General features: G+C 45.0%; 15 protein-coding genes. 7 read left to right on the top strand and 8 right to left on the bottom strand.

Annotated elements, in window-relative coordinates:
* The first annotated feature begins 50 nt into the window (after positions 1–50).
* Positions 51–479: a ferric iron uptake transcriptional regulator gene (fur, locus tag KDM92_RS12230; RefSeq protein ID WP_189344627.1), complete on the top strand. Its 429-nt coding sequence runs from the start codon at positions 51–53 to the stop codon at positions 477–479.
* A 125-nt stretch (positions 480–604) separates the two neighbouring features.
* Here the strand turns inward: fur and KDM92_RS12225 are convergent, their stop codons facing one another.
* The 3 genes from KDM92_RS12225 to KDM92_RS12215 form a co-directional block, all read right to left on the bottom strand.
* Positions 605–1018 (bottom strand): response regulator, encoded by a 414-nt coding sequence (locus KDM92_RS12225; protein WP_268973182.1) that lies wholly within the window; start codon positions 1016–1018, stop codon positions 605–607.
* Positions 1019–1140: 122 nt separating this feature from the next.
* Positions 1141–2172 (bottom strand): heat-inducible transcriptional repressor HrcA, encoded by a 1032-nt coding sequence (gene hrcA, locus KDM92_RS12220; protein ID WP_212684752.1) that lies wholly within the window; start codon positions 2170–2172, stop codon positions 1141–1143.
* Between the two features lie 58 nt (positions 2173–2230).
* A complete protein-coding gene (locus tag KDM92_RS12215; protein ID WP_212684751.1) occupies positions 2231–2932 on the bottom strand; it encodes an HAD family hydrolase in 702 nt (233 codons plus the stop codon).
* 215 nt (positions 2933–3147) lie between these two features.
* On the opposite strand from KDM92_RS12215, the gene KDM92_RS12210 reads away from it, so the two are divergent.
* The 5 genes from KDM92_RS12210 (at position 3148) to KDM92_RS12190 (ending at position 8475) form a co-directional block, all read left to right on the top strand.
* Positions 3148–3600: a GNAT family N-acetyltransferase gene (locus tag KDM92_RS12210; protein ID WP_212684750.1), complete on the top strand. Its 453-nt coding sequence runs from the start codon at positions 3148–3150 to the stop codon at positions 3598–3600.
* Positions 3601–3815: 215 nt separating this feature from the next.
* Positions 3816–4709, top strand: a complete 894-nt coding sequence (locus KDM92_RS12205; protein WP_212684748.1) for an NAD kinase — start codon at positions 3816–3818, stop codon at positions 4707–4709.
* A 153-nt stretch (positions 4710–4862) separates the two neighbouring features.
* Positions 4863–6509: a DNA repair protein RecN gene (recN, locus tag KDM92_RS12200; RefSeq protein WP_212684746.1), complete on the top strand. Its 1647-nt coding sequence runs from the start codon at positions 4863–4865 to the stop codon at positions 6507–6509.
* 32 nt (positions 6510–6541) lie between these two features.
* Complete coding sequence (gene hemH, locus KDM92_RS12195) at positions 6542–7648, top strand: ferrochelatase (RefSeq protein ID WP_212684744.1); 1107 nt, start codon at positions 6542–6544, stop codon at positions 7646–7648.
* Positions 7649–7653: 5 nt separating this feature from the next.
* Positions 7654–8475 (top strand): symmetrical bis(5'-nucleosyl)-tetraphosphatase, encoded by an 822-nt coding sequence (locus KDM92_RS12190; RefSeq protein WP_212684743.1) that lies wholly within the window; start codon positions 7654–7656, stop codon positions 8473–8475.
* A gap of 37 nt (positions 8476–8512) precedes the next feature.
* Here KDM92_RS12190 and KDM92_RS12185 read toward each other — a convergent pair whose 3' ends face one another.
* The 5 genes from KDM92_RS12185 to KDM92_RS12165 all read right to left on the bottom strand — a co-directional run bounded on the left by KDM92_RS12185 (position 8513) and on the right by KDM92_RS12165 (position 12673).
* Complete coding sequence (locus KDM92_RS12185; protein ID WP_212684742.1) at positions 8513–9247, bottom strand: lysophospholipid acyltransferase family protein; 735 nt, start codon at positions 9245–9247, stop codon at positions 8513–8515.
* A gap of 85 nt (positions 9248–9332) precedes the next feature.
* Positions 9333–10616, bottom strand: a complete 1284-nt coding sequence (locus KDM92_RS12180; RefSeq protein ID WP_212684741.1) for a dihydroorotase — start codon at positions 10614–10616, stop codon at positions 9333–9335.
* Between the two features lie 70 nt (positions 10617–10686).
* Complete coding sequence (locus tag KDM92_RS12175) at positions 10687–11652, bottom strand: aspartate carbamoyltransferase catalytic subunit (RefSeq protein WP_212684740.1); 966 nt, start codon at positions 11650–11652, stop codon at positions 10687–10689.
* Between the two features lie 14 nt (positions 11653–11666).
* On the bottom strand, positions 11667–12074 hold the full coding sequence (ruvX, locus tag KDM92_RS12170; RefSeq protein WP_212684739.1) for a Holliday junction resolvase RuvX: 408 nt from the start codon (positions 12072–12074) through the stop codon (positions 11667–11669).
* A complete protein-coding gene (locus tag KDM92_RS12165; protein WP_212684936.1) occupies positions 12074–12673 on the bottom strand; it encodes a YqgE/AlgH family protein in 600 nt (199 codons plus the stop codon). The genes ruvX and KDM92_RS12165 overlap by 1 nt, the downstream gene beginning before the upstream one ends.
* A 226-nt stretch (positions 12674–12899) precedes the next feature.
* Between KDM92_RS12165 and KDM92_RS12160 the strand changes: the two genes are divergently transcribed.
* Positions 12900–14369, top strand: coding sequence for a cryptochrome/photolyase family protein (locus KDM92_RS12160; RefSeq protein ID WP_212684737.1), 1470 nt, complete (start codon positions 12900–12902; stop codon positions 14367–14369).

Below are 14369 nucleotides of genomic sequence, written 5' to 3'. Positions count from 1 at the left end.
GCTCCAAAACCCGATATCATAAAGCACTTAGCCTTCTTTTGAATGAAAACATGACAAATAACACGCCTGACCTAAAAGCGAGCGGTTTAAAAGCGACTCTGCCACGTTTAAAAATCTTGGAAATCTTTCAAAGTAGCACAGTACGCCACTTAACTGCGGAAGATGTGTATAAGATCTTATTGACAGAAAACATGGATGTCGGTTTGGCGACAGTCTATCGTGTGCTAACGCAATTTGAACAAGCAGGTTTATTGCATCGCAATCACTTTGAATCGGGCAAAGCCATTTTTGAACTGAATGAAGGTTCGCATCACGACCACCTCGTTTGTTTAGATTGTGGTCGCGTCGAAGAATTTTTTGATGATCAAATTGAAAAACGTCAACATGCTATCGCTGAGGAGCGTGGTTTTGCCATTGCTGAGCACTCACTAGCTTTGTATGGAAATTGCACCAAAAAAGATTGCGCTAACAAGAAATAACTTGTACGCATCCAGAAAAGACAAAAGCGGGAAAAATCCCGCTTTTTGTTTTTTATTGGTTTTTTACTATTTACTCGACAATATCTTCAATCTTTAGAGAATTTTTTCCTCTACCTCAACCGCACTCAAGTCTGGGCTGGCTTTTGCTTACGATTAGCTCGCACTTTACCAACGACATTTCCCACTGTATCGAGCACTTTTTTTGCATTAAATGGCTTAATAATATAGCCACTAATGCCACTTTTTACTGCTTCAGATACAACTTCTTGATCTGTACTTGCCGTCACCATTAATACAAACACATCTTGCATCACCATTCTGATGCTCTTTAATGCTTCGATACCACTCACTTTGGGCATCACTACATCTAGCAAAATGATGTCGGGCTTCAATCTGGTTGCCATTTCCAACGCAGCATCTCCATCCAAAGCCTCGCCGATGACGTTATATCCATCGTGACGCAAAATCACACGCAAAGTTTCTCGTGTCATGTCATTATCATCAACGATCAGCACAGATATGTCTTTATTGTCAGCCATTTTTATACAAGATTTATGTTTAATCCAAGTGTGTCGAAGCTCTCAACTCACTAACTCATCGTCGCCAATACCTTACAGTAGCTGCCCCAAATTAAATACCCCAATTAGTCGTCATTAGAAGATTAATGATTCAGCGCATTTGATAAAAGTTTAGCAGTAATATCAACAATTGGAATTACTCGTTCATATGCCATCCGCGTCGGGCCTATCACCCCGAGAGTGCCGACGATTTTACCATTGACTTCATACGGCGCAGTAACGACGCTCATTTCTTCCATCGGCACTAACTGCGATTCGCCACCAATAAATATTCGAACGCCAGACGCATTACTCGATACATCCAACAACTGCATCAATCCACTCTTTTGCTCAAACAAATCAAAAAGACGTCGCAAAGAACTCATATTCGACGACAAATCTCTGACATTAAGCAAATTACGCTCGCCTGAGATCACCATATCTTCGGTATTTTCTGCCATTGCCTCACTGCCTGCTTGCAATGCAGCATGCATTAGACGATTCATATCGCCTTGTAACTCACGTAATTCGCGCTTAATGTTGACCCGCGCCTGATCAAAACTTTGCCCGCCAAAATTTTGATTTAAATAATTTGCCGCTTGTATCAATTGGGTTGGCGTATAGTCAACATCGGTCAACAATAAACGATTATGCACTTCGTCGTTGGGAGTAACCACCACCAACAATATGCGTTTTTCTGATAATCGTAAAAATTCAACTTGCTTAAACACTGACTCTTGCCTCGCTGTCATCACGACGCCGGCAAACTGAGATAAGGACGAGAGCACTTGCGCAGCATTGGCAATCATTTTTTGTGGCGAACCAGCAATAATTGACGATGGCATACGAGCGCCCAATGCACTCTCCAAAACAGTTTCATCAAGCTCTTGGACAGTGAGTAATTGATCAACAAAAATGCGATAACCACGTGGCGTTGGAATCCTGCCCGATGAAGTATGCGGACTCGTGACAAATCCCATGTCCTCTAAATCTGACATGACATTACGTATCGTTGCTGGAGACAATTCCAAGCCCGATATTTTGGAAAGTTCACGTGAGCCTACCGGTTGACCATCTGCGATGTACCGTTCCACTAGGGCTTTTAATAAGGTTTGAGCGCGAGTATCTAGTTGCATAGTTTTATTTTAGGCTAGAGGCCACACAAACGGATCATTTTTTGCAAACCTCCAACAGTCAATGCGTAATTAACTTGAGTTCTCGCAATAATTCTTGCATATCGCGCACGATCAAATCCGGTTTAATGTGCGCATGCTCAGTCTCTGCCAAATTAACACCCTTTCGATTTATCCATGTCGCCAGCATACCAACTTGCTGCGCACCGACTACATCCAAGCGAAGATCGTCGCCCAAGTACATCACTTCTGCTGGCTTTAACTGTAATTTTTCTAGCATTGCTAAAAAAATTCGTGGATCTGGCTTGGCACAGCCAAATGTATGCGCTGCTAACGACACAGAGAAATGCGTATCTAAACCTATAGACTCAAGATCAGCAAATCCGTTAGAGATTGATCCTAAAATGAAGCGTTGTTTTAAAATTCCAAGAGCTGGCATCACATCCTCATAAAACGTAACGCGATTCCGCGCCTCAGCAAACACCTGCATCGCCTGATCCACCAACTCTGGATGCGCATCGAATTCGGCAAATACTTGTTTTAGCAGCGTATGTCGCAAAGCCCATAAATCGTAAGAAAAACGATGCTCAGTCTTTTGCAAAACTTGTCTTTTTTCTCTTAACGCTTCAATTGAATAACGTGTCGTCAAGCTTGGCAATTGCGCGGCGATCCAATCATGCAAGCTTGCCTCGGCTTGCTGAATCACCGGCGCGACGGGCCACAAAGTATCATCTAAGTCAAAAATAAGTGCCTTTATCGTCATTTAAATCGCCTAAAAGAAAACCGTAAGTTCATGCATCAAAACAAGCGAGTGTAACCGAAGCGCTGCTGTCTATGCGGCTCAATGCAAGCTAGTTTGATTCAATCTGACTTGATATGATTTGAATTGATAAAAATGCTTCAATGCGATTGAAATCAGTTCACATACAATATCAATCCAAACTCACGACTCTTGCCCAATTTAACTCCCCGCCATTTATGACTATTCTTATCCAACAAGCCAATGCCAACGATGTAGAACGAATTGCTCCTGTATTTGACGCTTATCGCGTGTTTTACCAGCAACAGAGTGACCTTGATCTCGCGCGTCGATTTCTATTCGAGCGACTGAAAAATCAGGAGTCCATACTATTCTTCGCGAGCGATACATCTGGACAAACTTTGGGTTTTGTACAAATGTACCCCAGCTATTCTTCGGTCTCAGCACAACGCCTTTGGATACTGAATGACTTATATGTCCACCAATCAGCCAGAAGACAAGGGATCGCCAAACAATTAATGGATAGAGCGCGAGAATTTGCCATCGGTACTAAAGCCAAAGGCTTGTTCCTTGAAACAGCGCACGACAATTATCAAGGCCAAAGCCTCTACACCGCATTGGGCTATCAAAAAAACAGCGAGTATTATTATTTTCTCGACTTACGTACCTAATAAGATACGCCAGAGACAAAGAATGCTTGAATCAGCACCAAAAGCAACGCGACCAGTAATTTGGTAAGTTTCATCAAAAATAAAATAGAAGAGCTCAAACCAAGCAACAGAACATATATATTCACCAACAATTTCCGCAAAGTGGCTGAGATTTGGCAGAGAAGTCGCTGAGAATAGTGTAATCTTAAGAATTATTTAAACTTTGTTCCTACTCTATGACAACGATATCTAAAACCATAGCTTTGATCGGTAAGTACAATGCGCTTGGTATGGGAGAATCGTTAAATGAGTTAGCAAACTCTCTTGCCGATGCTGGGCATGTGGTTGTTTTCGATACCGACTCAGCACAAAATCTCGCTTTAAATGATTTCCCAGCCTTATCGGTTGCCGATATCGGTCGAAGTGCTGATGTCGCGATCGTACTCGGTGGTGACGGAACCATGCTAGGAATTGCACGGCAATTAGCGCCATACGATGTTCCCTTAATTGGAATCAACCAAGGTCGTTTAGGGTTCATCACGGATATCCCACGTGATCAAATGATTTCTGTGGTTGCGCACATTTTAAGTGGCAAGCATATCGCGGAAGAACGTCGTATGCTGGAAGCGATCGTAGTGAGAGACGGCGAGCAAATATTCAGCGGCGTCGCGTTCAATGACATCGTACTATCGCGCGGTGCAGGCTCTGGCATGATTGAATTGCGGGTCGAAGTCGATCAGCATTTCATGTACAACCAACGGTCTGATGGCTTAATCGTATCAACCCCAACAGGTTCAACTGCTTATGCTTTATCCGCTGGCGGTCCGTTGCTACATCCTAGTTTAGGTGGAATTGCAATGGTTCCGATTGCGCCACATGCGCTATCGAATCGCCCTATTGTCTTACCAGACACAAGCGTGATCAGTGTTGAAATCGTTGCTGGGCGCGATGCTAGTGTGAATTTCGATATGCAATCCTTTGCCAATCTCAATCACAAAGATAAGATCATCATCAAACGTTCGACACATCATATTACTTTCTGGCATCCAGAGGACTGGAACTACTACCACACCTTGCGCGAAAAACTGCACTGGAACGAATACCCTTCCGTCGAAGGCGCGCTGAATTAATTCAGCGTCGCAAAATCTTGTCCCGCAAAGAACTGTAAATAAATACAGTGTTTTATCACACCCAGTACCTAGCACTACGGTAAAATATACCCACAAGTTGATACACTCACTTTAAATAATTTCGCTTATTCACCAATACTTCGATTTGATCCTATGCTTCGTACGCTTGCTATTCGTGACTTTGTTATCGTTGATGCGATTGAACTTGAATTTTCTGCTGGCTTTACCGTCTTTACTGGCGAAACCGGTGCTGGCAAATCAATTTTGATTGATGCACTGGCGCTCACTTTAGGTGGTCGAGGTGATGCCAGCATGGTTAGAGAAGGTGCGCAAAAAGCAGATATTTGTGCAGAATTTTCCTGCAATGCCGTCACTGTTGATTGGTTGAAAGAGCACGATTTCTATGCAGATGACGAGCAGCTATTGATTCGTCGAGTGATTGATAATGCAGGTCGTTCAAAAGCCTACATCAACGGCATCAACGCAACTGCAGCACAACTGCGAGAACTTGGTGAATTGCTGGTTGATATTCACGGTCAACATGCACATCAATCTCTATTAAAAGCCGAAGCACAACGCCAACTTCTCGATATGCAAGGCGGTCTGCAATCGCTCACAAACGAAATTGCTCAGCGCTTCAAACATTGGCGCAACCTAGCAAAACAAAGAGAAGAATTTGAGCAAAATGCAAAAAATATTTTGCAGGAACGTCAGCGCCTAGAATGGCAAGTTGGAGAACTAGACAAGCTACAGCTCAAACAAGGCGAGTGGGAAGAAATCAACCAAGAACATAGCCGTTTAGCGCACGCCGCCAGTTTATTGGAAGGCGCGCAAGAAGCTGCTGATATCATTGCCGAATCCGATCACCCAATATTGTCACAAGTTTCTTCGACCCTACAAAAACTCAATAAACTGGTCGAGTTTGATAGCAAACTAACGCCAATTATTGAATCACTTGAATCCGCCAGAATTAATTTACAAGAATGTGCTTATGCACTAAACGACTATCTTGGTCGGGTTGAACTTGATCCTGCGAGATTAAAGCAAGTAGAACATCGGGTTGAAACCCTACACAGCACTGCGCGCCGCTTCCATGTCGAACCAGAGGGATTGATTGGCGAACTCGCCAGTTTGCAACAACAACTTCAACAATTGTCAGGCGCGTCCGATATCGCGTCCTTAAGAAAACAAGAAGAGTTAGCCTACCAAGCTTATTTCAACGAAGCGCAAACATTGAGCAAAAAGCGCCAAGCATTAGCGCTAGAATTAGGACAGGCCGTAAGCGCAGCGATGCAGGACTTGAGCATGGCAGGAGGTCGGTTTGCAATTCAGTTAGTCGATTGTGAACCAAGCTCGACGGGATTAGAAACAATCGAATTTATGGTTGCCGGACACGCTGGCGTGCAGTTACGTCCACTGGCCAAAGTCGCCTCAGGGGGTGAGCTGGCGCGCATCTCTTTAGCCATTTCGGTGATTACTTCCTGTGCCACAGCAACGCCAACGCTGATCTTTGATGAAGTTGATAGCGGCATAGGCGGCGCGGTTGCTGAAGTAGTAGGACGTTTATTGAAGCGACTTGGGCAAGATAGACAAGTGTTATGTGTAACGCATCTGCCGCAGGTTGCAAGCCAAGCTAATCAACATTTTGAAGTGAGTAAAACACAGGAAAATAATCAAACCTTTTCCCAAATTACGGCGCTTGATAATAAGCAAAGAGTCGAAGAAATCGCAAGAATGTTGGGCGGTGTGGAAATTACCGCGACTACCCGCAAACATGCACGCGAGTTACTCGCTTCATAAAAATAACGCAGCTACAAGATAGAAAGTACAGAATGGCATTTCTTAAAGAACCTGATTATTCTCACGGTAAATTAGTGAAAACCGCAGTCGTGCTGATCAACCTCGGCACACCCGATGCACCAACACCAAGCGCGGTAAAGCGCTATCTCAAACAATTTTTATGGGATCAACGCGTGGTAGAGATCCCACGCGCAATTTGGTGGATGATTTTGCATTTAATTATTCTGCCTTTCCGCTCAAAAAAATCAGCGGAGAAATATGCGACTATTTGGACCAACGAAGGCTCGCCCTTATTAGTTCACACCCGCAAACAAGCGATGCTATTGAAAGGTTATTTGGGTGAGCGCGGACACGAAGTGAATGTGGTGCATGCAATGCGATACGGTTCCCCTTCGATTCCCGACGTTTTGAATCAACTAAAAACCGAAGGCTATGATCGCATTTTGATCCTTCCTGCTTACCCGCAGTATTCAGCGACAACTACTGCATCAAATTTTGATGCGGTCGCCCAGCATTATCAACAAACGCGCAACGTACCTGAGCTACGTTTTATTAAGCACTATCACGATCATCCAAGTTACATCCTCGCCTTAAAAAATAAAATCCTGCAATCATGGGAGCAAAATGGCAAACCAGAAAAACTGGTTATGAGTTTTCACGGCTTACCCAAAGCCTTTTTGATGCGCGGCGACCCTTACCATTGCGAATGCTATAAAACCGCACGTCTACTGGCAGAACAATTGGGGCTAAGCAAAGAAGATTATGTGGTCACTTTTCAATCTCGCTTAGGTCGCGCCGAATGGCTACAGCCCTATACAGAGCCAACTGTGCAAGCACTAGCAAAGCAAGGTGTAAAACGTATCGATGTAGTATGCCCAGGATTTTTGGCTGACTGCTTAGAAACTTTGGAAGAAATTGCGATGGAAGTGCGTCAAGCGTTTTTAACTGCGGGCGGACAAAGCTTTCATTACATCCCATGCTTAAATGAGTCCCCAGATGGCTTGCGCGCTTTAGCAGAAATCACCGAGCAGCATTTGATAGGCTGGCCAACCATGATGACAAACAGCATGAAAGAGGAAGAGAAACAACAAGCACTGATTAGCAGAGCAGAAGCGAAACGTCTCGGCGCTGCGCAATAGCTCTCATGCATAGCACGTTCGTCATTGGCGATGTCCAAGGTTGCTACGATCAATTAGTCGAATTGATTCGGCTAATCGATGCAGTCGATCATCAAGCACGTTTACTATTTGCTGGGGATCTTGTTAACCGAGGACCAAAATCATTACAGACGCTACGTCTAATTAAGAATTTAGGATCTCGCGCTGATAGTGTGCTGGGCAACCATGATTTACATTTGCTGGCACTTGCGAATCAAGTTCGTCCCTCACATCGTAGCGATACCTTAGACGAACTCCTTGCAGCAAATGATTGCAAGGAATTATTAGACTGGTTGCGCCATCGACCGCTCGCCATCGATGTTGATCAACACCTATTAGTGCACGCGGGCGTGTTCGTTAATTGGACAAAATCTCAGACCCTCGCATTGGCACTTGAGGTCGAAACACAATTACGCGGCGAGCATTACCTTCACTTGCTAAGTAGTATGTACGGCAATACACCAAAGCTTTGGCACGACCAATTGCAAGGAGCAGATCGCCTGCGCTGCATCATCAATGGCTTAACCCGCATGCGCTTTTGTCACGCGGATGGCAGTATGGATTTTGATGTGAAAGAAGGTGCTGAGAATGCACCGCAAAACCTGACACCGTGGTTCGATCTTGCGCAGCGCGCCACACAAGATTGCACTGTCGTCTTTGGACATTGGTCAACACTCGGATTAATTCAGCGTGACAACTTAATTAGTCTCGATACTGGATGCGTATGGGGCGGACAATTGACGGCGGTCCGTTTAGAAGACCGACTTGTATTGCAGGTAAACAGTCCGCAACATCAATCACCGTTCTGACTTCAATGCCCAACGGAGTTGACAAAAGCCAAGAATCTTACAACGATACGCCCAGAGCTTTCGCCACCAATTCTCGAGAAACTTGTGCGACTTCTCGACGATGTGCTCCCTTGGTGGGAATCATTGGCAGTTGTATCAATTCTGCTGTCATCACATCCGACTGCAAAATCAATTTCATACTCTCTGCAAACGTCATCTCACCAATAAAATCCGCAGCTGGATGCAGCTGCCCTTGTGCATCCACGTAGCGCAATGCGAACGGTAAAACAGGTACTTCTGCTTCGATCGCTGCTTCAAATAAATTGGCATGAAACGGCAATACACCACCTTGCGCGCCAGTTGTTCCCTCGGGGAAGAATGCAATTCGTTTATTGTCGCGCAGTTGATGCACCAATCCCTCATAGATGCGTCGAACTTCTCTTTGTTTTCCACGCGCTAAAAAAATTGTACCCGCTTGCGCACTGAGCCAACCCGCAATCGGCCAAGTACGAATATCCGCCTTCGCAACAAAGTGACAAGCCTGCCACGAATTAATCACAAAAATATCCAGCCATGACACATGATTCGCAATAATCAACGCGTGATCGGGAATCTGGCCACCACTTTGATCAAGCAAACGCACTTTCACCTTACACAAAGTAAGCAACTGCAACGACCAGCGCTTAACTAAAGCCTCGCGTTTAACTGCCGCAACAAAAGGAAAAATCAAGGCGCACGTTAATACGCCCACGAACACATGCAAAAGTACACGGATAAATCGCAATTTAGGCATGCATCACCAAACCAATGAAATAAGGAAGACCATCAACAAAAAATCCCGCAAGTCTCGCAACTTGTGGGATTTTCTTGAAACACAATTAAAGAGAGTTGTACGCAATTCGACCATGCACAATCGTCGCTTTGACGACAGCAGGCAATTCATATCCCAAGAAAGGCGTATGTTTGCCTTGACTAACCAGCGCGTCAGCACGTACCGCCCATCGCGCATTCGGGTCAAAAAGGCAGAGATCAGCCGCCGCTCCCAATTTAATTTGGCCACCAACCAAACCAACTAATGCCGCTGGATCATGTGTAATTTTTGCGATTGCCTGCTTTAAGCTAATCGCCCCGCGACTATCATCGGCCCACTTGACTGCCAACGACAATAACAATTCCAAACCAGTTGCACCCGCAGAAGCTTCAGCAAATGGCAAAGCCTTTTCATCATCATCGACCGGCGTATGATCTGAACAAATAGCGTCAATTGTGCCATCTGCCAATCCTAACAAAATCGCATCGCGATCGCGCTGACTGCGAAGCGGCGGCGTTAGACGAGCATTAGAATCAAAATAGCCGATATCGTTATCGGTTAAATGTACATGGTGAATACCAACATCACAAGTTAAGACGAGTCCTTCTTTTTTCGCTTGACGAATCAGTTCTAAACCGGCCGCAGAAGATACACGACATAGATGTACTTTTGCGCCTGTCGCACGCATCAACTCAAACAAGGTATGCATTGCAATCGTTTCCGCCATCACGGGTACGCCAGACAAACCCAAACGCGATGCTAGCGGACCACTATGTGCCACGCCACCTTTACCAACAAAGGCATCTTGCGGGCGCAACCAAACGGTATAGCCGAATGTTGCGGCATAAGATAAAGCGCGTTGCAGCACATTAGTATCGACGATGGGTTCTTCCGCTTGCGAAAAGCCCACACACCCAGCTGCGGTCAAGGCAGCCATTTCAGTCAAGTTTTGCCCTTGCAATCCAACCGTCAAAGCGCCCAAAGGATACACATTTGCTTTATGCTGCATCTTGGCTCTTTGCTTTAACATTTCAACCAAGCCAGCCTCATCGAGTACCGGATCTGTATCTGGAGGACATACCAAACTCGTCACACCACCACGCATTGCTGCTTGCAACTCGGATTCCAAGGTTGCCTTGTATTCAAAGCCAGGTTCGCGCAAACGTGCGCTTAAATCAACCAAGCCAGGTATAACCACTAACCCACTCGCATCAATCGTTTGTGTCGCAACAAATGCTGCTGGCGCATCGCCAATTCCGACAACTTTTCCAGCATCGATGAACAGATCTTTCACTGCGTCCATGCCACTTGCAGGATCGATCACTCGGCCATTTTTAATATGAAGATTCATTTAGCTTCTTTCCGAAAATTCTCGTCTTATCTTGCTGTTCGTTTTTTCTTGATCTACTGGGAAGACTGACTTAGGTATTGCTGCCAGAAACAATACTCATCACCGCCATCCTCACCGCAATGCCAAAAGTCACTTGCGACAGAATAACGGCCTGCGGACCATCTGCTACTGCAGAATCAATTTCCACGCCGCGATTCATCGGACCCGGATGCATCACAATCGCATCTGACTTCGCCAATGCCAAGCGTTCTGGCGTTAATCCATACTGTTTGAAATACTCTTGAGTCGAGGGCAATAATGCACCATTCATACGCTCATTTTGGAGTCGCAACATAATCACGACATCCACTCCCTTCAAGCCCTGATTCATGTCGGTGAACACACGCACACCCATTTGTTCTAAGCCACCCGGCAACAAAGTGCGCGGACCAATTACACGCACTTCGGCAGCGCCCAAGGTCGTCAACGCATGGATATCAGAACGCGCCACTCGGCTATGTAAAACGTCACCGACAATTGCTACCGTCAAATTACTAAAGTCTTTCTTGTAGTGACGAATCGTGTACATATCCAACAAACCTTGCGTTGGATGCTCATGACGACCATCACCTGCATTCACCACGTGGACATGATGTTGTTTTGTATCGTTCAAATGTTGTGCGATCAAAAATGGCGCGCCCGATGTCGCGTGGCGAACCACAAACATATCGGCATGCATAGCGGCCAGATTATCAATCGTATCGAGTAAGGATTCTCCCTTGCTGGCACTAGAAGCTGCAATATTGAGATTAATCACATCAGCAGACAATCGCTTCGCCGCAATTTCAAACGTTGTTCTGGTTCGCGTCGAATTTTCAAAAAATAAATTGAACACACTTTTACCGTGCATCAAAGGTACTTTTTTAAGCTCGCGTTCACCAATACTGACGAAAGATGAAGCCGTATCCAAAATTTGAGTAATGATTTTTTTCGGCAAACCGTCGATACCCAACAAGTGCTGTAGTTCGCCGTTCTTATTTAACTGTGGATTTTTCATCTTTAGTCTTCAAGTTATGTTTGATCAAAATATTGTTGCAAAATGACGGCAGCCGCTTGATCATCGATTCGTTCGCCCTGCTTAGCGTGAAACACCGCTGACGAATAGCGCTCATCAACCAACACGACCTGAACACCGTAACGCCCATGCAGTTGATTAGCAAAACGTTGACAACGCGTCGTCATTTCATGTGCGGTGCCATCTTGGTGCATCGGTAAGCCAACTACACACAATACCGGCTGCCACTCTTGAATTAAGCTCGCGATCGCCGCGAATTTACCGTCATTACTCGGTGCTTGAATAATCGTTAAAGCTTGCGCTTGACACATCAAGGTATTGCCAACGGCGACACCGATCCGCTTTAGGCCAAAATCGAAGGCTAAAATTGTTCCACTGACATTGGCGTTATCGACAGTCGCCATCAAGCATGCCCCGCTTCGGCAGCTAACATCAAAGGATCAAAGCCCAACAACTTCATCGCAGCATCAAAACGTTCTTCCACTGGCGTATCAAACATCACGCTTAAATCCGCCGGTACGGTTAACCATCCATTGGCCAGAATTTCTTTTTCTAATTGCCCCGCATCCCAACCAGCATAGCCAATACTTAGCAAAAGTCGTTGCGGAGCCTCACCAGCGGCGAGCGATTCCAAGATATCGCGCGAAGTGGTAAATGAAATTTCATCACTCACTTTTAATGATGAAGAAAACTTACCAACGTTCGCATGCAGCACAAATCCCCGGTCACTTTGAACCGGTCCACCAAATAAAACGGGGCGTTGTCCCAATGGATGGGAGTTCGGAATAATTTCTAATTGCAGATCAATACGATCAAACAGCTCGGCAATCGTCATATCAGTTGGACGATTAATCACCATCCCCATCGCACCGCGTGAATTGTGTTCGCACATGTAAATCACGGTGCCACCAAAAATGGGATCGGCCATACCAGGCATAGCGATCAAAAAATGGTTACTCAGATTCAGTGCTTGCTCATTCACGACTGCGTCAGACGAGTTCATCTTTCGTTGAATTGCTTTTTCTAAAGTATCAGAGAAATCATGTACGAGGAGTTCAATTTCCTCGTCATCAAATTCTTCTTTAGGGGAATTTATTTGTGTTCGCTTCTTCATCCCTATATTTTATCAGTTTTAGTGTGCTTTTATGATCTGTGCTATGGTCACGGGCTAGACTAACAGTGCCGCTTCTCTTTCCCATAAAAAAACAAATCATTGGCTATTTGAAAATATGACTTATACAAAAAGCTTATTCTGGTTTCGTCGAGACTTAAGGCATTTTGATAATGCCGCCTTATATCAGGCATTAAAACAGTCGAGATCTTGCTATTGCGTATTTATTTTTGATACAACAATATTGCAAGCTTTACCAAAACAAGATCGCCGTGTTCAATTTATTCACCAAAGCGTACAAGAGCTACGAGACGAATTGAAAAGAATTGGTGCGCATCTGATCACTTTACATGGCGATCCAGCACTTGAGATTCCGCGTTTAGCGGCGAAGTTAGCTGTCAATGCTGTTTTTGCGAATCGTGATTATGAACCGACTGCCATCGCGCGCGATCAGCAAGTTCGTCAGCAATTAAGTCAATTCCAGTGCGACTTCATCGACTACAAAGACCAAGTTATTTTTGAACAAGATGAAGTTCTGAGTCTGGCTGGCAAACCATTTTCTGTATTCACACCCTATAAAAATGCTTGGCTAAAAAAATTAGCCTCAGAAACCGAAGATGGAGCTGACTTCTATTTCCAATCTTATCCCGTCGCAAGATACGTCAACAACTTTGCAGAACATGTAGAGTCCCCCTTTCCCAGCTTAGCTGAATTAGGGTTTGAGGAACTCGATCAAGATGCATTGAAATTACAAGGTGGTATGTGCGCAGGTGCGGCATTGCTTGATGACTTCCTGACTCGTATCGATCGCTATGGTCTTGCGCGAGACTTTCCAGCGATTAAAGGTCCATCTTATCTATCGGTACATTTACGTTTCGGTACGGTTTCAATCCGATATTTAGTAAGCCAAGCAATGCGGCACATTCGAACGGCGAGCGGCAACGATGGTGCTAGCGTTTGGCTATCAGAACTGATTTGGCGCGACTTCTATTTTATGATTTTGTATCACAATCCACGCGTAGTCGGAAATTCATACAAGCCAGAATACGATGCGATTCAATGGGAAAGCGGAAGCGAAGCGAAGCGCTTATTTGAAGCGTGGTGTGAAGGTAAAACGGGTTATCCCTTAGTCGATGCCGCAATGCTACAGCTGAATCAAACTGGCTACATGCACAATCGCTTGCGTATGGTCGTAGCCAGTTTTTTAGTCAAAGATCTTGGCATCGACTGGCGTTGGGGAGAAGCTTATTTTGCTTTGCATTTAAACGATTTCGACTTATCTGCAAATAATGGCGGTTGGCAATGGGCCGCCTCTACCGGTTGTGACGCTCAACCTTATTTTCGGATCTTCAATCCGATTACACAATCCGAAAAATTCGACGCAGAGGGTAAATTCATACGTCGCTATTTACCGCAACTCGCCAAACTCAATGCAAAACAAATTCATGCTCCTTGGAATACTAGTCCTATCGAATTGCGTGCTGCAAATATCCAGTTAGGTGTCGATTATCCTCATCCAATCGTCGCACACGATGTTGCCCGCCTGCGAACATTAGAGCGATACAGCGTCGTGAAAAAAGTAAGTTAA

It is taken from the genome of Affinundibacterium baiyunense (assembly GCF_018139645.1).
Classification (GTDB): Bacteria; Pseudomonadota; Gammaproteobacteria; order Burkholderiales; family Burkholderiaceae_D; genus Undibacterium; species Undibacterium baiyunense.
This window is presented reverse-complemented; position numbering and strand designations above follow the sequence as displayed.